The sequence below is a fragment of the Phytoactinopolyspora halotolerans genome, assembly GCF_010550675.1.
Taxonomy (GTDB): Bacteria; Actinomycetota; Actinomycetes; order Jiangellales; family Jiangellaceae; genus Phytoactinopolyspora; species Phytoactinopolyspora halotolerans.
Genome location: NZ_JAAGOA010000029.1, coordinates 71,488 through 92,369, shown reverse-complemented (window position 1 = coordinate 92,369; position 20,882 = coordinate 71,488). Strand labels below are relative to the sequence as shown.

Sequence of the window (20,882 nt, the reverse complement as noted above, 5' to 3'; positions counted from 1 at the left end):
CCATCCTGCCCGAGGCGCGAGGCATAGTTATGAGTGACGTCCCTTTCGGTTTCCGTTCCGACGACGATGACGACGACAAGAAGCCCGAGCAAGGCTCCGGTGGTGGCTCCGGCGGCGCCGGCGGCACAGACCCGTTGAGCAGCCTGTTCGGCATGATGGGCGGTCAGCAGGGAGGCGCCGATCTCGGTCAGATGCTGCAGCAGATCGGCAAGATGCTGTCCTGGTCCGGCGGTCCGGTGAACTGGGACCTGGCCAACTCCGCCGCCCGGGACGTGGTCTCGGCCGGTGGCGACCGGTCGGTCAGCGGCTCGGAGCGTCGTGAGGTGGATGACGCGTTCCGGCTGGCTGAGACCTGGCTGGACGACGCCACGTCGTTCCCTGCCACCGGCGGAACACCGCGCGCGTGGAGCCGCGCCGAGTGGGTCGAAGGCACCCAGGCCTCCTGGCGAGGCCTGGTCGAACCGGTGGCGGCCAAGGTGGCCGACGCCATGAGCCAGTCGCTTCCGCCGGAGATGGCGCAGGCCGCCGGGCCTTTGGTCGGGATGCTCCAGCAGGTCGGCGTCTCGATGTGGGGAGCCCAGGTCGGCCAGAGCATCGGCAAACTCGCAGGCGAGGTCTGTGGCGCCTCGGACATCGGCGTCCCACTGGCTGAAGGGCATCCGGCCCTGCTGCCGGCCAACGTGCGGGCCTTCGGCGAAGGCCTCGGTGTGGAGCCGCGGGACGTCACGCTGTATCTCGCGCTCCGTGAGGCCGCGTATGTGCGCCTCTATGCGCACGCGCCGTGGCTGCGCTCGCACATCATCTCGCTGGTCGAGGAGTACGCAAGACACGTCAACGTGGACACGGACTCGATCGAATCGAAGCTCCGCGACATCGATCCGGCGAATCCGCAGGCACTCCAGGAGGCGATGGAGGGCGGACTGTTCGACATCCCTACCTCTGACGAGCAGAAGGCCGCCCTGGAACGGTTGGAGCTCGCGCTGGCGCTCGTCGAGGGCTGGGTCGACGATGTGGTCACGCAAGCCACCGACGGGCGGCTGCCGTCCGCCTCCGCCTTGCGCGAAACGGTGCGCCGGCGACGCGCCGCCGGCGGGCCGGCGGAACACACCTTCGCCACGCTGGTGGGCTTGCAGCTCCGGCCGCGCAAGCTTCGCGAGGCGGCGACGTTCTGGGCGACCACCCGCGAGGCGCGCGGTGTCACCGGCCGGGACGCCATCTGGGCTCACCCCGACCTGATGCCGTCCGCCGAGGACCTGGCCGACCCGGCGGCGTTCCTGGAACGCGACACGGTCGTGGATGTGTCCGAACTGGAAGATGCGCTGCGTTCGGCCGACGCACAGGCCGCCGACGACGACGGCCCGGAGACGTCCCAGGACGATTCCGGCGACACGCCAGACGAGGGTGACGAGCAGCACGGCGACGATCGGTAGACGGCGGCACCGAGTCGGTCGTCGGCGCCGGATCCACGGTCGTCAATCGATGCTGTCCTCGTCGTCGTCCGGTTGCCGTGAGTTCGTCGCGTAATCCAGGCCGTCCAGGAACCCCCGTGCTCGCTCCGCTCGCGGATAGCGTCGGACCAGTTCCCAGAACTCGGCCCGGTGGTCGGAGATGAGCAGATGCGCCAGCTCGTGGACGATCACGTAGTCGACCACCCAGGGGGGCACGCCCAGCAGGCGCTCCGAAAGCCGGATCGAACCGTCGCTCGGCGTGCATGAACCCCACCGGCTGCGCTGCGCCGAACTCCATCGGATGCTCGACGGCTCGGCACGCCCGTCGAGGTACCGCCTCGACAGCTCTCGTGCCCTCCGCAGCAGCTGCTCGTCGCTGGGTCGGCGCCGTTGCTCCTGAGCTTCGAGCCGCCTGAGCATCGTCTCTACCCACCGCCGCTCCTCGGCGGCGCTGAATCGGGCCGGAAGGCACACGACGATCCGACCGCCCTCACGGAAGGCGGTCACGGTGCGCCGGCGCCTCGTGGAACGCCGGACCTCGATCTCCGGTTCAGCCTCCATCCGCTTCCCTGTCCGCCGAACACCGCCCGTGAGGACACCAGGCCGTCCTCTGCTCCATGTAGGAACGGTAATAGCAACAGATGTCCGATGTGGGTATTTGTTGTGGATAACTTTTGCCGGATGGGCGCCGGACTGCACCGGTACTCGTCTTCCACCAAACGATCAGGCCTGTGGCGGATATTTCTTTGTCCACACCTCAACCCAGGTGTCAGCCCAGGTCAGGGAAGTTCGCCCGAAGTTATCACCAAGCTGTCAACAGGCTTCCCACCGCCTATCCACAGTAGTTTCCGCACCCCTGCACAAGTCCTCCACAGGTTTATCCACAAGCCGTGGACATATATTGTCCGTTCATGTTGCGGCCACGCCGAGTCAGCCGTACGTTCGCCTCAGAACCAGGGACCAACAGGCACCACGTCGTGGCCCGCAACCGAGGATCGCGCGGTCGCGAACACAGGGCGTTATCCACACCGGCGCGGCGCCGAACAGCCCGGTCCATGGTTCGTTGGACGGCGTGGCCCTCGGAAAACGCCGGTGCGCGCGGCGTGCGACGGGGAAGGCACGTTCCGCCACCGTGCGGCCCTGGGGGCCTCGCCGTTCGTCTCCGGCCGACCCATCGACGGATCCTGTGGATATCTCGAGCACGGTCCGCGCCGAACACGGCAAGATCGTGTGACGGCCACACACCGCGTGCCGACATCCCGTCGCCGTATCCGCCGGAGGTCTTCACCGTGCGCCCCCAACTACACCCCGCCCTGAGCTTTGCCTGGCGCGAGCCGTCGACCGTACAGATCGGAACTACCGCGAATCAGAGCCACGTCTTCGGCGGACTCAGTCCCATCGAAGCGACCGTGTTGCGGGCGATGGACGGCAATAACGACCTGCCCACTCTCCGCGACATCGCGGTCGCCGCCGGCGGCCGCAAAGACACCGTGGACCGGCTTCTGCGGTTACTGACGCCGGTCGGTGCCGTCGTCGACCACGACGCGACGACGTCAGGCTCCGACACGCCGCGCGAGCACCATCGGCCGGATCTGGCCAGCCTCGCCCTAGTGGACCGTAGCCCGGACGGCGGGCTGGCGGCCTTCGCCGCACGTGGCAAGCGGAGGGTCAAGGTGGTCGGCGGAGGGCGGGTCGGCGCGTCCGTGGCCCGGTTGCTCGACGCCGGCGGCGTCGGAACGGTGTGGGCCGACGACCAGCGCCTCGTCACCGAGGCCGACGTCGCCCCCGGCGCACACCCACACGAGGCGGTGGGTATCGCGCGCGATCGTTCGCTGAGCGAGATGCTGGGTCACCAGGGCACGGTGACGACCGGAGTCCCGGGAGCGCCGCCACCCGACATCGTCGTCCTCGACGCGACCGGATGCGCCGATCCGACACCGTATGCCGCCGTCTTCTGCCGCGAGCGCATACCGCACTTGGTGGTCAAGATCGTCGAGGTCACCGGTATTGTCGGACCGCTCGTCATCCCCGGTGAATCTGCCTGTCTGCGCTGCCTGGACCTGCACCGCACCGACCGCGACCCCGACTGGCCCACCGTTCTCGACCAGGCAGGCAGGTATCCGCCGACGACGCCGCCCTGCGACGCGAGCCTGACCGCTGCCGTCGCCGGGATGGCGGCCGGCCAGGTACTGGCCTACCTCGACGGCTTCGAAGTCTGCGCGGTCGATGCCACCGTCGAAGTTGAGCTTCCGTACGGATTGCCCCGGCGCCGGAGCTGGCAACCGCACCCGGATTGTGGGTGTACCTGGGAACACACGGCAGAATGGTTGACGTGAGCGAACTGCCACGTAGGGCCGCGACCAGAGCCGCCAAGCTCGCGAGCTTGCCGCTCGGTGTCGCCGGGCGCGCGACGCTGGGACTCGGCCGGCGTCTGGGCGGCCGATCGGCCGAGACGATAACCGCCGAAACGCAACGGCGTACCGCCGAGCACGTCTTCCGAGTTCTGGGCGAACTCAAGGGCGGAGCGATGAAGTTCGGGCAGACGCTGTCCGTGCTCGAGGCCGCACTGCCCGAGGATGTCGCGGGGCCGTATCGAGAGACCCTGACCAAGCTGCAGGAGTCGGCGCCGCCCATGCGTGCCAGCACAGTGCATCGGGTGATGGCGGAGAATCTGGGCCCGGACTGGCGGCGCTCATTCGTCTCGTTCGACGATCGTCCCGCCGCCGCCGCGTCGATCGGTCAGGTGCACCGCGCGGTCTGGCATGACGGCAGCGACGTAGCGGTGAAGATCCAGTACCCAGGCGCGGACGAGGCGCTGCGTTCAGACCTCACCCAGGTGGCGCGGCTCGGTAAGACGCTGGGCTCGCTGGTCCCCGGCGTCGACGCCAAGGCCATCCTGGACGAGTTGCACGACCGGATGCTCGAGGAGCTCGACTACCGGCTCGAGGCCGATGCCCAGGACGGCTTCGCGTACGCCTACGACGGTGACGCCGAGTTCGCCGTACCGCGGTTGATCCACGGCGCGAAGCACGTCCTCGTATCCGAGTGGCTCGAGGGAACACCACTGTCGACGATCATCGCCGAAGGGACCCAGGAAGAACGGAACCGCGTAGGCCTGCTGTACGTGCGGTTCCTCTTCTCCGGGCCGGAGCGCGCCGGATTGCTGCATGCCGACCCGCATCCAGGCAATTACCGTGTGACGCCGGACGGGCGGTTGGGCGTACTGGACTATGGCGCGGTCGCCCGGCTGCCGGAAGGCTTTCCCACGTCTATCGGCCGGCTGGTGCGGCGCGCGCTGGACCGGGACACCGAAGAGATGGTCAACGGTCTGCGTGACGAAGGCTTCATCCTGCCTCACATCACGATCGACCCGGAGAGTCTCTACGACTACCTCGCGCCGTTCCTGGAACCGGCCTCCACCGAGACGTTCCACTTCAACCGAGCATGGATGCGCGACCAGTTCAACCGGATCAACGATCCGCGCAAGCCTGGCTACACGGTCGGATTGAAGCTGAATGTGCCGCCGTCGTATCTGCTGGTCCACCGCGTATGGCTCGGCGGCATCGGAGTGTTGTCACAGCTCGACTGTGAGGCGCCGTTCCGGGCCGAGTTCGAACGCTGGGTGCCCGGCTTCCGGGGCGAGTAACCGCATCTCCCCGGGCCGGACGCACATCGACGGGCGGAACATGGCCATGCCATGCCCCGCCCGTCGATGGATGAACACTAGCTCCCGCTCAGCTGGCGTCGCCGCGTCGCGGCCTCGCCGGTTTGTCCGCTCGCCGGTCCGCCGTCTCGCCGTCTCGCCGGTTCGTCCGGCCGTCGCCTACGCGGCGCGGCTGGAGGCCGCGATGGCCGCGGCGGCCAGCCGGCGCGCGCGCCGAGCGGCACGAGCCGCGCGACGTTCCAGCCGTTGGGCCTTCAGCAGCCGGCTCACACGCCGCTGCTCCTCCGCCTCAGCCATGCGGTCGCGACAATGCGCTCGCGCTAAGGCTTCATTCAGCAAACTCATGTTGTCACTCCGGAAGATCAGGTCAGTCTGGTCGTGTCGTGCCATATCAGGGTTCGGGAAAACTTCCACGTCTTCGACTCCTCACACTCGGCTGTGCGAACTTGAGAATCACGCCGCCAACTCGGTCTTGCGGGGCCGTCCTCGAGGACGCTTGCGCGGTACGACCACGCCGGCCTCGAAAAGCTCACCACCCCAGACGCCCCAGGGCTCCGCTCGGTCGAGCGCGCTGGCAAGGCACTGCTCGCGCACCGGGCAGCTCCGGCACAGTTCCTTGGCCAGCTCGACGTCGGCAGGCGTGTCGGCGAACCACAGCTCCGGATCGGTCCGACAAGGGGTCACCTCGTCGGTGACGAACGCTTCATCGAGGACACTCGCCAACATCATGAGTACCTGTCACCTCCTTCCCTCTTCTTGTGGTTGTTGGTGGCGGAGGCACACGTCAGATGCCGAGTGGATGCGCCTGAACGTGCCCCTAAAAGCAAAATGGCCGCGGATCCCGGTGTGCGGGTTCCGCGGCCTGTAGGCGCCGATACTGATGACAATCAGATCGGCGGCCCCAAGTTACGGACACGCACGTCGGCCTTGGCCTCATCAACGAGACGCGTGACCATCAGGATGCTGTTGCCTGCCTGCGGACGCACTCCTCCCGTCGACGGAGCGATGACGGGCGAGACGGAACGGCTCCCAGCGAGCGCAAAGCGACCGTTGAGGGCATTCATGCAGGCATAGTCATCGAGCGAGATGACGTCTCGCAGATGAAGCTTTGTGGCGTTCATCAAAATGCCCTCCTCTCGGTCTGTCGCTCCCAGCCGGGCCTTCCGACTCAGGGCACGCACGACGCATTGCGCGACAACGTGCGTGATCACACTAACGGGTCTACGGGTAAGGGGCAACCTATTTTTTGACTACTTTCGTGTCCGCGTCGTCCGAAGAGTCACCGGACGCCTCACTACACAGGCGGAGCACGTCCGCGCCATACCGTTCCAGCTTGCTCTGGCCGACGCCGGGCACGGCCCGCAGCGCGGCCTCGTCCGCGGGTTTGGCCTCCGCCAGCGCGGTCAACGTGGCATCGGTGAACACCACGTACGCCGGCACCTTCTGCTCCTGGGCGCGTTCCAGCCGCCAAGCGCGCAACCGCTCGAACAGCTCCTCATCGACGGCGGACGGGCAGTCACCGCACCGCCCCAGTTTGCGAGCGGTGGCATCCACCAACGCGGTACCGCAGGTCCGGCAACGCGCCGGCGACCTCGTCCGGCTCGCGGCGGACCGCGTCGTCCGGCCGCCGGCGCGTGCCGATCGCCCCGGCCGCACGCCGTCAAGGAACCGGCTGGGCTTGCGAGACCCGCGGCCGCCCGGCTGCCGGGACAACGACCAGGTCACCGCGAGATGCTCACGTGCACGGGTGACCCCGACGTAGAGCAGCCGGCGCTCCTCCTCGATCTGCTCGGGGGTCTCCGCGTAGTTCAGCGGCAAGGTGCCTTCGTGCACCCCGATGACGAACACGGCATCCCACTCCAGCCCCTTGGCGGCGTGCAAGGACGCGAGCGTCACACCATCGGCGACCGGCGCATGCTGTGCCGCCGCACGGGCCTCGAGCTCGGCGACGACGTCCGCCAACGTGGCGTCCGGACGCGCCGCCACGAGATCCTCCGCGAGCGACACGACCGCGGCCAGCGACTCCCAGCGCTCACGCGCCGCTCCCCCGCCGGCCGGAGGCTTGGCGGACCATCCCGCCGCGGACAACACGGCTGCGGTGGCCGCAGCCGCATCCGGGGAGTCCGCCGCCGTGTCGCCGGCGCGTAGGGCACCGCGCAGCAACATCGCCGCCTGCCGCACCTCGGCTCGTTCGAAGAAGCGCTCGGCTCCACGTACGACGTACGCGATACCGGCGTCGGAAAGGGCCTGCTCGTAGTTCTCCGACTGGGCGTTGACCCGGAACAGCACCGCGATCTCGCGCGCGGGGACCCCGGCGGCGATCAGCCGACGGATCTCCCCCGCGACCCATTCGGCCTCGGCGACCTCGTCGGGGTGCTCGATGAAGACCGCTTCGGGTCCGGATGGCCGCTGCGCCTCGAGAACGACACCCTTGGACGTTCGGCTGCTGGGCCGCAGCACCGCGTTGGCGACATTCACCACCTGCGGCGTCGACCGATAGTCGCGAAAGAGCCGGACCGTGGTCGCGGCGGGAAACCGCTGAGTGAAATCGAGCAGGTAGTCGGGGCGGGCACCGGCGAACGAGTAGATCGTCTGAGCCGGATCACCGACGACGCAGATCTCGTCCCGGTCACCCACCCACAGATCGAGCAGCCGCTGCTGCAGCGGCGACACATCCTGGTATTCATCCACGACGAAGTGGTGGTACTGCGCTCGCACGGCGTCCGCGACGCCCGGGTTCGCATCCAACAACCCGACCGCGGCCAGCAGGATATCCTCCATGTCGATCACCGCACGGTCGGACTTCAGGTCCTCATAGGCGGCGTACACCCGGGCGACCGTCGGCGCGTCGATGCCGGCGACCTCGCGCAGCGCGGCTTCCGCGGCTTCCGGATAGCGCTCCGCCAGCACATTGCTCACCTTGGCCCACTCGATCTCCGAGGCCAGATCTCGCAAGGTGGCGCGGTCGGTACCCACCCGGCAGCGGTTCGCGGCCGCACCCACCAGGCTCAGTTTGCTCTGCGCGATCTCCGGAAGATCCGACCCGGTGACCTGCGGCCAGAAGTAGCGCGCCTGCCGCAGCGCGGCGGAATGGAAAGTACGGGCTTGGACGCCCTCGACCCCGAGTGTGCGGAGCCGGCCACGCATCTCGCCGGCAGCACGTGTGGTGAACGTCACGGCCAGGACGCGACGCGGGTCGAACGCACCCGAGAGCACACCATGCGCGATCCGGTGCGTGATAGCCCGCGTCTTTCCCGTGCCGGCACCGGCGATGACGCAGACGGGACCGGTCAATGCGGCTGCCACTTCCCGCTGCTCCGGGTCGAGCGCCGAGAGGACATCGGGGACAGCCATGGACTCCATCCTGGCACCCCGTCCCGACAGCCGCCAGCACACCCCTGGCGAGCCGCCGAGCTCGACGCACATCGTCCGGTTTGACGGGAGGGATGCCCTCCGCGGGCAACCGCTCGTGATGGAACACGTGCGGCATGAGAGGTGTTGTACCAGCGTCAGCGATAACGTCGACAGGAGAATCGATGCCTTCGTTCACCATGTACAGCACGGTGTGGTGCGGCTACTGCCGCCGCCTCAAACGCACCCTCAATCGGGAGGGCGTGACCTTCGACGAGGTGGACATCGAGGCCGATCCCGAAGCGGCCAAGCTGGTGAAGAGCATCAACCACGGCAACGCCACCGTTCCGACGCTCGTCTTCTCCGACGGCAGCGCCATGACAAACCCGAGCCCAGCCGAGGTGAAGAGCAAGCTCGCCGAGATCGCCGCAGCGTAACGACGAGCCACGGCGGGGCCGTTCAGGGTATCGGCCCGCCGTACCACCCTTCGATCAACCGGCGCGCGATCGAGACCGGTGGCGGCAGTAACACGTCGCCACCGCCGATCGCCGCCGCCAACTCATCCCGCGTGAACCACCGCGCGATCTCGATCTCCTCACCGTCGGGTGTGGGCTCGGCGCCGGGCGCGGTCGCGTAGAACCCCAACATCAGGCTGGACGGGAACGGCCACGGCTGCGCGCCGGCATACCGGCAGGAGCTGATCGATATCCCTACCTCCTCGCCGACCTCGCGAGCGACGGCGTGCTCGGGCGTCTCACCCGGTTCCACGAAGCCCGCCAGCGTCGAGTAGCGCCGCGCCGGCCAGCGTCGCTGGTGGCCGAGCAGGCATCGGTCGTTCTCATCGACGACGAGCATGATGACGGCTGGATCAGTGCGTGGATAGTGTTCCGACCCGTCCGCGGGGCAGCGCCGGACATGGCCCGCTTCCGCAACGACGGTCGGCGCGCCGCACCGGGGGCAGTGCCCGTGGGTGGCATGCCAGTTCGCGAGCGCCATGGCGTGCACCGCGAGCCCCGCGTCGCGATCGCTCAAGGCCGAGCCGACCTCCCGCAGGCTCAGACCGTTCGCGGCGGGTTCGGACGCGGACGCCCCCACTGCCTCGTCGGCGTGCGTGACGGTGGCTCCGCTCGCCCCGGCGTCCAACACGCCGTCGGCACGCACGGCGGCATACACCGTGCGATCCTCGACACCGAGCAGGTACCGCTCGCCCGGCGGGGCCTGGTCCGGCCGGACGAACCGCAACGCCGCGCCGTCGGCCGCCACCTTTCCATCACCGACCACGAGCACCTTGGTGGACGGATCCGCCCACGCCTGCGACAGCCATTCCTCATCGCCGCGCAGATGCGCGGCGCGGTCGACCGTGGAACGGGAAAGCGCTAATGGACCGGGCAAGGTATAGGCGTCGTCCACGGCCCCGAGCTTAACGGCCGGCTCGGCACCGGCCGCCGCGGGGAAGTTCCGCACACCGAACGGGCGCATGTAACGTCGTGCTCCGTGAGCATCCACATCGGCGCCGCTCCCGGCCAGATCTCCGACACTGTGCTGCTTCCGGGCGATCCGCTGCGCGCGGAATGGATCGCGACGACCTACCTCGAGGACGCCGTCTGCTACTCGAAGGTCCGCAACATGCTCGGCTTCACCGGAACCTATCGAGGCCACCGCATCTCCGTACAGGGCACCGGGATGGGACAACCGTCGCTGGCGATCTATGTACACGAGCTGCTCGCCGAGTACGGAGCGCAGACCCTCGTCCGGGTCGGATCGTGTGGCGGGCTGCTGGAGACGGTCAAGGTGCGCGACATCGTCGTGGCGATGAGCGGCTGCACCGATTCGTCACTTAACGAGCTGCGGTTCGAGGGTTTCGACTTCGCGCCGACGGCCGACTTCTCGCTGGTCCGCGGTTACGTCGAGCGAGCCGAGGCAGCAGCCGTGCCGCACCACGTCGGTCAGATCTTCAGCACCGATGCCTTCTATCACGACCGACCCGAACTACGAGAGCGGTTGACACAGTACGGCGTGTTGGCGATCGAGATGGAGACATCGGCGCTGTACACCTTGGCCGCAAAGTTCGGAGCGCGAGCACTGTCGGTGAACACGGTCAGCGACAACCTCGTCACCGGCGAGGCCTTGTCCTCCGAGGAACGCGAGCGCAGCTTTGCCGACATGGTCGAACTCACACTCGCGACAGTCACTGCCTGACACCGGTACCCCAAGCGAGGAGACCGCCCAGCTCGGACACGTCGCCCACGGTAGGGCCCGGTGGTCGTGGCACGACAAGCCACACAGTCTGCTGTCGACCGGTTCTCGCTCGCACGGCAGACCACATGGCCCGCCTCATAACCGGCTCAGCTTCACACGGCTCCGCGCACAACGGCTTCGTGTGGTCTGTCGTGGGAGTGTCGGCCGGTGGAGGGACGGCCGTGCGTGCAGTCGTGTGAACGTAGGCCGCTGAATACCGGGTTCTGGCAGCCGTGCAGGCTGTCGTGCGCACTCTGACCGCGTATAGCGGCGTGGAGCGCCACGACTCGGCGCACGATGCCAGAATCCGGCCAGGAGTCACACGGCAGATCACACGACACCGCGATAGGCCCATCGGTCAGGCTCACCGACGCCGACCGCACGCCGCCCCGACCACGCCGTCTCTGCCACGCCGTCTCGGCCCGACGAGATGAGGCCGCCGCCTAGATGCTTGCAGCCCAACGTGACGGCGCTCCCCACGTGAAGCCCAGCGCGATGGCACGCCCGAGGCGGGATGGCGCTTCTCCCTGGGTGAGTTGGGCCCACAGGCAAGATGGCGCCGCGCACCTACGACAGCTGGCGGCGCGCAGGCACGCTGCGTCAACGGCGGAGAATCTCGCTGGCGATGTCGGCTGCGTCGAACGCCTCAGCCGTGACCGTAGTCAACGGCAGCCACGACGCCTCGTCCGGTGTGAACCAGCGGACGGCCGCGGTCGAGCCGCCGACGTCGACGATGTTCAGCGGCTGTGGATCGTCGACGAATACGTCGTAATACGGGCGCACGCCGTGCCAATCGATCGGAAACCCTTCCGGACCGATCTGCGCGGGTTCATGGTGATTACCCAGACCGAGAAGCGCTCGGACGCGCCCCAGCTGCCCCGTCTCTTCCTCCAGCTCACGAAGGAGCGCCTGCGTGGGTTGCTCACCGAAATCCGTGCCCCCGCCAGGCAGGTGCCAGTTGCCGGCGCCGGGATAGCCCTCGGCGACCTGCGTCAACAACAGTCGCCCGATGGGATCGCGCACCACACCGTAGGCGGCGAACCGCTGCACCGTGGGCCGCCCGTCGGGCGACTCCACGATATGGAACCCCGGTAGCTCCGGCATCTGCTCCGGTGGCAGATCTTCGGCGGAAAGCGGAAGCTTCAGGGCCTGTGCGACGAACGGACGCAATTGCAGCGACGCCGCCTCGTCGCGACTCACCCAGGCAACGGCGTCGACCTTCGGCGACGTCGAAACCCCGTCACCCCCGGGGCCGGTGACGGGGCCGACGGGCTCTGCGCGGAAGATGATCCGGTCGGTGTGCAGCGTGACACCCCGATGCCGCAGCTCTCGCGTATCGGCGACGACGTCCACGATTCCCGACGCTTTCACCTGGATACCGGTCTCATGCTCCGCCTCACGGGCGACGGCCGCCTCCGGGTGTTCACCCTGCAGGACGCTACCGCCGGGCAGCGTCCAGACACCTGGCGTTCCAGAGTTCATCGACTCCCGGATCAGCAGAACACGATCATCCGCATCTGCGCAGATCGCGTACGCAGCTATCCGGCGTAGCGGCGTCAGCTCGATCATCACGAGATGTAAGTGTTCCGGCAAATGCCTGAAAGATCAACAGGTGTCGGTCGCCTCACAGCTCGCCCTCCGCCTCCGGCACCGCTGTGACCAGCGACTCCAGCTCCGACTCTCCGAGAAGATCGGCAGGACGCAATGTGAAGTTATCGCGCACGTAATGGAATGCCGCGCCGACCCGGTCCAACGGGAGCCCGCGGAGACGGGCGAACGCGAGCCGGTAGGCGGCCAGCTGCACCGTCTTCACCGCCGCGTCCGCGGAGTCCTTCGGTGGGCTCCCTGTCTTCCAGTCCACCACCTCGATGCCGCCCGCATCGGTGCCGAAGACGGCGTCCACCCGGCCACGCAACAACACACCGCCGACGAGCAGCTCGAACGGCGCCTCCACCTCGATCGGCGTCCGTTCCGCCCACTCCGACGCCAGGAAGGCATCCTGCAGAGCGGCGATCTCCAGATCCGGTGCGCCTCCTTCATCGGCCGAGCCGGGCAACTCGTCGACATCCACCAGCTGCGGTGCCCCCCAGCGCGTCTCCAACCAGGCGTGGAAAAGCGTGCCGCGACGCGCCATGGGCGCAGGCGGACGCGGCACCGGCCGTCGCAACTCACGCGCCAGCGAATCCGGACTCTGTCGCAGCTGCACCAGCTGCGACACGGACAGGTGGCCAGGCAATTCCACCTCGACGGTCCGACCGCGACGCTGCCGGTCCCGCTCCGCCAGCAGCCGGCTGACCTCGTCGTCCCACTCAGCCATGGCGGCCGCAGCCTCTAGATCGACGTCACCGGCCGCGGACGCACGCACCATGGCCGCGCCCTGGGCGATGACGGCTCGGCGCGCGCCCAGCGGATCGTACGGCCACTCCCATATCGGCTGGTTCTCCGCCATCGGGTTGGTCTCGCCCGGCTCGTCGGCCCAGAGCGCCACCTCGCCCGCACCGGCCCGGCAAACCTCACTGATCTCGTGGAGGAACGGCGACGGCTCGCGCACCCGGATCGCATCGTCCCATCGGTATCCGCTGCACACCAGCACCGAGCGTGCCCGGGTCACGGCCACGTAGGCGAGTCGGCGCTCCTCCAGCCGCGCGGCGTCCGCCGCCTCGAACGTGAACCGCTCCACCGCGTCACGTACGCTCTGCTGGTCGTCTGCTCCCGCGACGTCGACCACCGGCAGGGCATCGGCATCGCCGCGCAACGGATAAGGCAGTTCGCCCGGATCACCCAGCCAGGCCTTGTCTCGTTCCCCACCGGATGGAAACACCCCGTCCACCAGCCCGGTGACGAATACGGCGTCCCATTCCAGGCCCTTGGCGCCATGGACCGTCAACACCTGGATCCGGTCTCCGGAGACCTCTACCTCACCTGGGGCGAGCCCTCGCTCCGCCGTCTCGGCCGCCTCGAGGTAGGCGAGAAACGCAGGCAGGCTGGCCGACTCGCCCGCGCCCTCGAACTCCGATGCCACGTCCAGGAACCGATCCAGGTTCACCCGGCCGGTGGGTCCCCGTCGCGCCGCCACCTCGATGTCCAGACCCAGCGTCCGCTCGACGTCATGTACCAGCTCAGTCAGGGACTGTCCGGTGCGTCGCCGCAGCGCCCGCAGTTCCTCGGCCAGAGCGCTCAGCCGCCGATATCCCTCGGCGGAGAACGAGCTTCCAGCAGAATCCCCGGGGCTGCCGTCGTCGCCCGTCGAGTCAGCCGAGCGGGGCGGCAATGCATCCAGCGCATCGATGATGCTCAGTTGGTCGATCTCGTCCGGCGCGGCGGTCTCGGGGCCGTCCTGCCGATGCTGCGGGCCGCCGAGCCGACGTGCCCACCTGGCCAGCGCATCCAGATCGCGTGGACCGATCCGCCAGCGAGCGCCGGTGAGAAGCCGCATCAGCGCGTCGCCCCGGCCCGGATCCGCGATCACCCGTAAGGTCGCGACAATGTCGCTGACCTCCGGCGTCGCGAGCAGGCCACCGACGCCGACGACCTCGACCGGAAGATCAAGCGCACGCAGCGCCGTCTCCAGACGCGGAATCTGGCTGCGGGTGCGAACCAGGACCGCGGCGCTGCGCCCAGGCGGCGATGCGTCCCAGAACGCACGCGCCCGACGCGCCACGTCCGCGGCCTCGTCCTCCGCGGTCAGGTGCAGGCCCACCACCACCTCGCTGGGCGGCAGGCCCTCGAACGCGGTCAGCTCCGGAACGTCCATGCCTTCGTCCCGCAACTGCTCGGACAGGCGGTTGGCGACGTCGAGGATCTCGGCGCCGTTGCGGAAGCTCGTCGTCAGCGAATCGAGCCGAGCGGGAGCGTCGTTCTCAGTCCGAAACTGCTGCCGGAACGACGACAGCGTCCCGGCGCTCGCCCCACGCCAGCCATAGATGGACTGGCATGGATCACCGACGGCGGTGACCGCATGTCCGGCCCCGAACAGCGCACGGAGCAGCACCAACTGTGCATGGCTGGTGTCCTGGTACTCGTCCAACAGAACCACGCGGTAGGTACTGCTCTCGACCTCGGCCACCTCGGGGAACCTGTCCGCCAGTGCAGCGGCGAGCTCGGCCTGATCGGCGAAGTCCACCACCTCGTCTCGGCGCTTACGCTCCCGAAACGCCTCCACGATCGGTAGCAGGGCGACGCGGGCGCTCTGCACCTTGAGCGCCTTGGTGACGTCGGCGTACACATCCGCCTTCGTCCGCTGCCCCTTGGCTCGGGGGAGCGCATGGATCCGGGCATGCAGATCCGCGGTGAACTCGCGCACCCGCTCCGGGCCGACCAGATGCCCGGCGAGTTCGCCGTGCAGATCGAGCACCTTCTGCACCACCGTGGACAGCGCGTATTCGACGTCGTCCATCGGACCGTCGTACGCCGACACCACGCGCTGTGCATACTGCCACGCCTCCGCCTCGGTGATCAGCCGCGCGCCAGGTTCCCGTCCCAGCCGCAGGGCATGCTCGGTGACGATCCGCCCGGCGTAGGCGTCATAGGTGGAGACTGTGGGCTCCCCGTCGAGCAGACCGTCGCCGGGGTCGATCACGCCGCGCGCGGCCAACTGTGCCAGCCGGCGCCGGATCCGGGCCGCCAGCTCTCGGGCAGCCTTGCGGGTGAAGGTCAGCCCGAGCACGTGCTCGGGCCGGACGAGACCGTTGGCGACCAGCCACACCACCCGCGCCGCCATGGTCTCTGTCTTGCCAGAGCCGGCACCGGCGATGACCACCCCCGGCTGCAGCGGAGCCGAGATCGCCGCGGCCTGCTCGGCCGTCGGCTCCGGCTGGCCTAGCCGCGTCGCGAGATCGCTGGGTGTGAACCTCATGCCGCCTACCTTGGCAGGCGGCACCGACACGGTCCGGACTCAGGTGCCGGGCCGGCCGCGGACCGGAGCCACCTGCCGTACCAATGCCTCACCGACGACGTCGAGTTCATCGGTGGCGTCGACTTCTCTCTCGCAGCAGCGAGCCAGCCGCGACTGGAACTCCTCGAACGTCGCGACCACGTGCGCACGGCTCGCCCCGACCCGACCGTGATCGTTACCGCGAGAAGGATCGTCCAACCGAGACCGCAACGTGGCCTGGTCGATCCGCAACAGCACCCGCAGATCGAACCGATCGAGCACCTCCTCCAGGTTCTCGGCATGCCCGGCCAGCCACAGCGTGCCGGTTCCGCGGCCACGCGCGTCCTCGAGGAGCCGATCCAATACGTCCGGCCGCCAGATCCACGCGTGTCTAGACAGCCATTCCCGGCTGGGATGGTCCGGCCGCTGAACAGCCTCGCCGCACTCATCCACCCAGGTGCAGAGCCCTTCGTAGCCGTCCAAGCTCAGCGCGTCGTGTCCGCGCGCGGCGAGCCATCTGCTGACCGCGGACTTCCCGGCACCAGAGGCGCCGGTGACCAACACGACGAACATGCCGGACATCGTCCCACGCCTGCCGTCCCGCCATCAGCGTGTGCGACAGGGCCGCCGCCCGGGGTGGTCAGCCCCTAGAATGGCCCGCGTGAATGCGGCATGACCTGGCAACTGTTCGGCGAGGCGTTCGTCACGCTGTTCGTCATCATGGACCCCCCGGGCACCGTACCGATCTTTCTTGTGCTGACCGGCGCCGGAAGCACCGCAGCCCAGCGTCAGCGAGCGGCCCTGGTCGCCGTCGCGGTGGCGTTGGGCGTCATCGTCACATTCGCGTTGTTCGGCCAAGTGATCCTGGACTACCTGGGCATCAGCCTGCCCGCGTTGCAGACCGCCGGCGGGCTGCTGTTGCTGCTCGTGGCGCTGCAGTTGCTGACCGGCGCAATGGACGATCCGGGGACCCCGGCCAGAGGCAACGTGGCCATGGTCCCGCTCGGCACACCCCTGTTGGCGGGCCCGGGCGCGATCGTCGCGACCATGGTGTTCGTGCAGCGCTCCGACGACGCCGCCGACTACCTCGCCGTCGCCGCCGCGATCCTTGCGGTACATGTGTTGTTGTGGATCTTCATGCGGTACAGCGTCGTGATCATCCGGGTCCTGCGTGAGTCCGGCATCCTCCTGATCAGCCGCATCGCAGGTCTTCTACTCGCGGCGATCGCCGTTCAACTCGTCGCCGACGCAGTCCGGGCATTCATCGAGGGCGCGGGCTGAACAGCGCCGGAAGGTCATCGCTCCCGCCCGGTTCCCATCCCACCCAGTGATGTCGTTCTCTCCATCAACTCGCCGCCTGTGCAGCTGGTCGATGGAAAAGCTCAACACATGCGCGCCGGACCGATTCTGCTTACAACTTCGCTACTTGTCGGATTCTCCGCGCCATCACGGACCACCGCGTGAACAGCTACTCGCCGACTATGCCCGAGCGCGAAAGCGGATCTCGTCGAGAGAAGGAGCTTCGCTGCTCAACGCCTCCGGCAACACGGCACGAGCCGCTCTCGAAAATCTCGTCGAACAAGGCGTCTTGCGGTCTGGCCGCGACAGTCGACGTGGCCGAGGCTTCTTCTACGTCCCTGCCGACGACGAACCGAGCTGAACTTCATGCCTCAAGGCGTGACCTGGTCGCCGTCCGGGAAGACCGGGCAGGATGGCCTGGCCGGGCAGAACCCGCACCAGCTCCCGCGGCGGGCTTGGAACACCGGCTGCGTCATGCCTTCGGCCGTCCGCTCCAGCAGCTTCCGCGCCCACTCCGGGTCCTCGGCATCGGCCAGCGGTGACTGTCGCTGCTCATCCGCCTTGCCACGGGACGGCTTGCCGAGCTGAACGAGGCTGGCGCCACCGGACCGGCGTTCACCTCCCGTGGCGTCATCGAACGCACCACGTTCGACGGCCACCTGATACGTCGCCAGCTGTGCATGCTCGCCGACCTCAGCCGCTGTCGGTTTGCTCTTGCCGGTCTTGTAGTCGACGACGACGAGCCGGCCCTCGTCGTCGGCGTCAAGCCGGTCCACCCGGCCGACGAGCCGCGCTCGCCCCACCCGGACGTCGAAGTCGAGTTCGACACCGATCAGCCGGCGGGGATTCTCCTTGAGCCAGCCCGCAAGCCGGCGCACCATCTCCTGTACCCGCTCGTACTCGCGCGCGGCCGACCAGCCCTCGCCGACGTCGAGGCTCGGCCAGGCCCGTTCCAGCTCCGTCAGCATCATGTCTTCCGACCACTGCTCGGCCACGGCCTTCTCGGCCAGGTCATGGACCAATGAGCCGACACCCGCGCGGGTCATGTCCGAATCGGTGGCGCCACACGTCTTCAGCAGCCAGCGCAGCTCGCACCGGTTGAACTCCTCCACCCGCGACGGGGATACCCGTACCGGCGCATCCGGTTCCCCGAGCGGATCGGCGACCGAGAGAGCCGGCAATCCGTACCAGCGATCCGGGTCGGCCTGGCGGACGCCCTCTGACGCCAGCCGTGCCAGCTGGACGGCGGCCCCGCGTCGTCGCGGCTCCGGTTCGTCCGGGTCACACACCACCCGGCGCAACTCGGCGACCAGCGAAGAGAGATCCAGTCCGCGCGCCGGCCGCTCCACCGGCCGCTCCGGAGGCGCGTCAGCCGGTTGCGGGTCGAGGTCGTCCAGGAACCGGGATGGTTGCTCGTCCTCGTTGGAGACGGCCGTGACCACCAGCCGTCGCCGGGCGCGAGTGAGCGCCACGTAGAACAATCGGCGTTCCTCAGCCAGGCGCGCGCTTGCCCGGGTGACCGCGGAAGCCTCACGATCAGCGACGACGTCCATCAGTTCCTCCGTGCCGAGCAGGCTTCCCCGCTCCCGGAGGTCCGGCCAGACGCCCTCCTGCACGCCGGCGACGGCGACCACATCCCACTCCAACCCCTTGGCAGCGTGGGCGGTGACGATCGTCACCGCCCCGGTGGTCTGACCTGGCCGCGCACCGGCGGCGAACGTGTCCGACGGAATCTGCTGACCACGGATGTGCTCCAGAAAACCGACAGGCCCGGCCCCGGGCATCCGGTCCACGTACCTGGCCACCGCGTCGAACAGCGCCACCACGGAGTCGAGATCACGGTCAGCGCTCTGCCCCATGCGGCCACCGGAAAGTGCGGTCTTCGCCCATCTCCGTGCAAGCCCGGAGCCGGACCAGATCGCCCACAGCACATCTTCCGCGGTCGCGCCGGGCGCGGCTGCGGCATCGCGTCCGGCGTGAAGCAGCGTCGCGATCCTGGCCGCCGGTGCCACCGCGTCGTCGTCGAGGGGGGTCAGCACGACGGGCTGCTCGATCGCCTCCACCAGCAATTCACCGGAAGCACGACCGCCGCCGGCGGCCAGTTCATGGCGCCTCAGCTCCTGCCGCATCCGCCGTAGCTCCAGCGGGTCAGCACTGCCCAGAACGCCTGTCACCAGCTCGAACGCCAGCTCCGGGTCCAGCTCGCGATCGCCGGTGGACAACTCGAGCATGGCGAGCAGCGCCCGTACGGCCGGCTGGTCGACGAGCGGCACCTCCTCCAGCCGGACCGTCGTCGGCACCCCGGCACCGTTCAGCGCGCGCCGCAACACGGGGATCGCCGACGCTGCCCGCACCAAGACGGCCATCCGAGCCCACGGCACCTCGCGCACCAAGTGTGCTTCACGCAATTGGCCGGCGATGAATGCGGCCTCCTGACTCGGACTGCCCAGGACGTGTACGGAGGCGGCGCCCGCCATGTCCGGATCTCCCGGCTCCAACTGACGGTGCCGGTGTGCCCCGCCGAGCCGAGCCGCGACTCGTCGGGAAGCCTCCAGCAACGCCGGGCCACACCGGCGCGAGACGGTCAGCGCCGCCACCGCGGCAGGCGCGCCGTCCGCGGAGAGAAAACGATCCGGGAAGCGACGGATGCCATCCACCTCGGCGCCGCGGAAACCGTAGATCGACTGGTCCGGGTCTCCGACCACGAGCAGATCGCGGCCACCGCCCGCCAGCAGGTGCAGCAGCTCCTCCTGCGCAGGGTCGGAGTCCTGGTACTCGTCGACGACGATGAACCGGCGCGCGGCTCGTTCTCGCGCCAGCAGTTCCGGGTCGTCGCGCAGCAGTCCGGATGCCGAGCGCACCAGCTCGGCCTGGTCGTACGACGGCGGCTTGCGCAACGCCGTCACCCCGGAATACTGGTGCGCGAACCGCGCCGCGGCCACCCAGTCGGCACGCCCTTCACGACGCCCGATCGCCTCCAGCTCATCCGGACTCAGACCGCGCTCGACCGCGCGCATCAACAAGTCACGGAGCTCCCGGGCGAATCCGCGGGTCAGCAGCGCCCGATGCAACTTCTCCGGCCAGTAGTCCGCACCCAGTTCCTCGACGTCGCCGCGGAGCAGATCCCTGATCAGCACGTCCTGTTCGGCACCGGAGATCAGCCTGGGCGCTGGATCGCCACGTTGCACGGCCTCGCGCCGCAGCAGGCCGAACGCGTACGAGTGGAACGTGCGAGCCAACGGTTCCCGCACCGTGCGGCTCAGCCGACGAGCGATCCGTTCCCGCAGTTCGGACGCTGCCTGCCGGCTGAAGGTGAGCACCAGAACCTGGTCCGGGCTCAGACCGTCCCGTTCCACCCGGTCGACCACGGCTTCCACCAGCGTCGTCGTCTTCCCTGTCCCGGGCCCGGCCAGCACCAGCAGCGGTCCCCCGCGATGCTCCACCACGCGTCGTTGCGATTCGTCGAGCTGAGGAGGAGCGACGACGGCCCGCTCCTGCTCCGGCCGCACCAACCGCACCGCCGGCCCACCGTTCGACCGCACGCCTCACCTCCCGAGCGTCTCGCTGTGCCCCATCGACGGGCTCATCCCACCACACCCCACCGACAGTCCCGCTCCTCCGCGTAGATCATCAACGGCCGGCCGCGTCTTGACCGGACTCAGCGTTGATGATCACGATGATGGGGACCATGCGGCGCGGCGCATGTCCACCCGGGCGCCGTCGGCGGTCATCGGCGTTCCCTCCGCCGCCAACTCACGCAGAGCCGCTACCTCATGCCCAGGAGGAAGCCGTCCCGACGAGGTCACCACACGCCACCACGGCACGGCTCCCCCATACGACGCCATCACCGACCCCACCAGGCGTGGGCCACCGCGTTCAAGCTCGCCGCCGACGATCTCGGCGATCGCCCCGTACGCCATCGCTCGGCCCGGTGGGATGCGTTCCACCAGGCTCAGTACAGCTTCGACGTACTCGTCGTCCATAAGTCATGATCTCCTGGGTACGATTT

17 protein-coding genes are annotated in these 20,882 nt (G+C 68.6%); 6 read left to right on the top strand and 11 right to left on the bottom strand.

The genetic code is table 11. From position 1 onward, the window contains the following. The first annotated feature begins 29 nt into the window (after positions 1–29). Positions 30–1,430, top strand: a complete 1,401-nt coding sequence (locus G1H10_RS28620; protein WP_163744407.1) for a zinc-dependent metalloprotease — start codon at positions 30–32, stop codon at positions 1,428–1,430. A 42-nt stretch (positions 1,431–1,472) separates the two neighbouring features. Here the strand turns inward: G1H10_RS28620 and G1H10_RS28615 are convergent, their stop codons facing one another. Continuing rightward, complete coding sequence (locus tag G1H10_RS28615; protein ID WP_163744405.1) at positions 1,473–2,009, bottom strand: M48 metallopeptidase family protein; 537 nt, start codon at positions 2,007–2,009, stop codon at positions 1,473–1,475. Between the two features lie 728 nt (positions 2,010–2,737). On the opposite strand from G1H10_RS28615, the gene G1H10_RS28610 reads away from it, so the two are divergent. Continuing rightward, the gene (locus G1H10_RS28610; RefSeq protein ID WP_163744403.1) at positions 2,738–3,784 is read left to right on the top strand and encodes a ThiF family adenylyltransferase; all 1,047 of its coding nucleotides are present in this window, start codon (positions 2,738–2,740) and stop codon (positions 3,782–3,784) included. After that, on the top strand, positions 3,781–5,094 hold the full coding sequence (locus tag G1H10_RS28605; RefSeq protein ID WP_163744401.1) for an ABC1 kinase family protein: 1,314 nt from the start codon (positions 3,781–3,783) through the stop codon (positions 5,092–5,094). The genes G1H10_RS28610 and G1H10_RS28605 overlap by 4 nt, the downstream gene beginning before the upstream one ends. 177 nt (positions 5,095–5,271) lie before the next feature. Here G1H10_RS28605 and G1H10_RS28600 read toward each other — a convergent pair whose 3' ends face one another. The 4 genes from G1H10_RS28600 to G1H10_RS28585 form a co-directional block, all read right to left on the bottom strand. Next, complete coding sequence (locus G1H10_RS28600) at positions 5,272–5,457, bottom strand: putative WhiB-interacting protein (RefSeq protein ID WP_512700330.1); 186 nt, start codon at positions 5,455–5,457, stop codon at positions 5,272–5,274. Between the two features lie 108 nt (positions 5,458–5,565). Further along, positions 5,566–5,838, bottom strand: a complete 273-nt coding sequence (locus G1H10_RS28595) for a WhiB family transcriptional regulator (RefSeq protein WP_163744440.1) — start codon at positions 5,836–5,838, stop codon at positions 5,566–5,568. A 161-nt stretch (positions 5,839–5,999) separates the two neighbouring features. Next, positions 6,000–6,233 carry a hypothetical protein gene (locus G1H10_RS28590; protein WP_163744397.1) on the bottom strand — a complete coding sequence of 78 codons (234 nt, stop codon included), beginning with the start codon at positions 6,231–6,233 and terminating at the stop codon, positions 6,000–6,002. Positions 6,234–6,351: 118 nt separating this feature from the next. After that, complete coding sequence (locus tag G1H10_RS28585; RefSeq protein ID WP_246220062.1) at positions 6,352–8,466, bottom strand: ATP-dependent DNA helicase UvrD2; 2,115 nt, start codon at positions 8,464–8,466, stop codon at positions 6,352–6,354. Positions 8,467–8,648: 182 nt separating this feature from the next. Between G1H10_RS28585 and G1H10_RS28580 the strand changes: the two genes are divergently transcribed. After that, on the top strand, positions 8,649–8,900 hold the full coding sequence (locus G1H10_RS28580) for a mycoredoxin (RefSeq protein ID WP_163744393.1): 252 nt from the start codon (positions 8,649–8,651) through the stop codon (positions 8,898–8,900). A 22-nt stretch (positions 8,901–8,922) separates the two neighbouring features. Here G1H10_RS28580 and nudC read toward each other — a convergent pair whose 3' ends face one another. Continuing rightward, entirely contained in the window at positions 8,923–9,942 is a 1,020-nt protein-coding gene (nudC, locus tag G1H10_RS28575) for an NAD(+) diphosphatase (RefSeq protein ID WP_163744392.1), read from the bottom strand. Between the two features lie 15 nt (positions 9,943–9,957). Between nudC and deoD the strand changes: the two genes are divergently transcribed. Further along, positions 9,958–10,662: a purine-nucleoside phosphorylase gene (gene deoD / locus G1H10_RS28570; protein ID WP_163744390.1), complete on the top strand. Its 705-nt coding sequence runs from the start codon at positions 9,958–9,960 to the stop codon at positions 10,660–10,662. 639 nt (positions 10,663–11,301) lie between these two features. Here the strand turns inward: deoD and G1H10_RS28565 are convergent. Genes G1H10_RS28565 through G1H10_RS28555 form a run of 3 tightly spaced genes read right to left on the bottom strand, consistent with a single transcriptional unit; the run spans position 11,302 to position 16,147 of the window. Further along, positions 11,302–12,273, bottom strand: coding sequence for an NUDIX hydrolase (locus G1H10_RS28565; RefSeq protein ID WP_163744388.1), 972 nt, complete (start codon positions 12,271–12,273; stop codon positions 11,302–11,304). 52 nt (positions 12,274–12,325) lie between these two features. After that, complete coding sequence (locus G1H10_RS28560) at positions 12,326–15,556, bottom strand: ATP-dependent DNA helicase (RefSeq protein ID WP_163744386.1); 3,231 nt, start codon at positions 15,554–15,556, stop codon at positions 12,326–12,328. Positions 15,557–15,595: 39 nt separating this feature from the next. Then, positions 15,596–16,147, bottom strand: a complete 552-nt coding sequence (locus G1H10_RS28555) for an ATP-binding protein (RefSeq protein ID WP_163744385.1) — start codon at positions 16,145–16,147, stop codon at positions 15,596–15,598. 99 nt (positions 16,148–16,246) lie between these two features. Here G1H10_RS28555 and G1H10_RS28550 point away from each other — a divergent pair, with 99 nt between their 5' ends. Next, positions 16,247–16,855: a MarC family protein gene (locus tag G1H10_RS28550; protein WP_163744383.1), complete on the top strand. Its 609-nt coding sequence runs from the start codon at positions 16,247–16,249 to the stop codon at positions 16,853–16,855. Positions 16,856–17,244: 389 nt separating this feature from the next. Here G1H10_RS28550 and G1H10_RS28545 read toward each other — a convergent pair whose 3' ends face one another. Continuing rightward, positions 17,245–20,415: an ATP-dependent helicase gene (locus G1H10_RS28545; protein WP_216853758.1), complete on the bottom strand. Its 3,171-nt coding sequence runs from the start codon at positions 20,413–20,415 to the stop codon at positions 17,245–17,247. Positions 20,416–20,544: 129 nt separating this feature from the next. After that, on the bottom strand, positions 20,545–20,856 hold the full coding sequence (locus tag G1H10_RS28540) for an MGMT family protein (RefSeq protein ID WP_163744381.1): 312 nt from the start codon (positions 20,854–20,856) through the stop codon (positions 20,545–20,547). Between the last annotated feature and the right edge of the window lie 26 nt (positions 20,857–20,882).

What these genes read in the sequence shown, in the direction of transcription:
- G1H10_RS28620 (WP_163744407.1), top strand. Translation starts at nt 30, where the DNA reads ATGAGTGACGTCCCTTTCGGTTTCCGTTCCGACGACGATGACGACGAC.
- G1H10_RS28615 (WP_163744405.1), bottom strand. Translation starts at nt 2,009, where the DNA reads ATGGAGGCTGAACCGGAGATCGAGGTCCGGCGTTCCACGAGGCGCCGG.
- G1H10_RS28600 (WP_512700330.1), bottom strand. Translation starts at nt 5,457, where the DNA reads ATGAGTTTGCTGAATGAAGCCTTAGCGCGAGCGCATTGTCGCGACCGC.
- G1H10_RS28595 (WP_163744440.1), bottom strand. Translation starts at nt 5,838, where the DNA reads ATGTTGGCGAGTGTCCTCGATGAAGCGTTCGTCACCGACGAGGTGACC.
- G1H10_RS28590 (WP_163744397.1), bottom strand. Translation starts at nt 6,233, where the DNA reads ATGAACGCCACAAAGCTTCATCTGCGAGACGTCATCTCGCTCGATGAC.
- G1H10_RS28585 (WP_246220062.1), bottom strand. Translation starts at nt 8,466, where the DNA reads ATGGCTGTCCCCGATGTCCTCTCGGCGCTCGACCCGGAGCAGCGGGAA.
- G1H10_RS28580 (WP_163744393.1), top strand. Translation starts at nt 8,649, where the DNA reads ATGCCTTCGTTCACCATGTACAGCACGGTGTGGTGCGGCTACTGCCGC.
- nudC (WP_163744392.1), bottom strand. Translation starts at nt 9,942, where the DNA reads ATGCGCCCGTTCGGTGTGCGGAACTTCCCCGCGGCGGCCGGTGCCGAG.
- G1H10_RS28560 (WP_163744386.1), bottom strand. Translation starts at nt 15,556, where the DNA reads ATGAGGTTCACACCCAGCGATCTCGCGACGCGGCTAGGCCAGCCGGAG.
- G1H10_RS28555 (WP_163744385.1), bottom strand. Translation starts at nt 16,147, where the DNA reads ATGTTCGTCGTGTTGGTCACCGGCGCCTCTGGTGCCGGGAAGTCCGCG.
- G1H10_RS28550 (WP_163744383.1), top strand. Translation starts at nt 16,247, where the DNA reads ATGACCTGGCAACTGTTCGGCGAGGCGTTCGTCACGCTGTTCGTCATC.
- G1H10_RS28540 (WP_163744381.1), bottom strand. Translation starts at nt 20,856, where the DNA reads ATGGACGACGAGTACGTCGAAGCTGTACTGAGCCTGGTGGAACGCATC.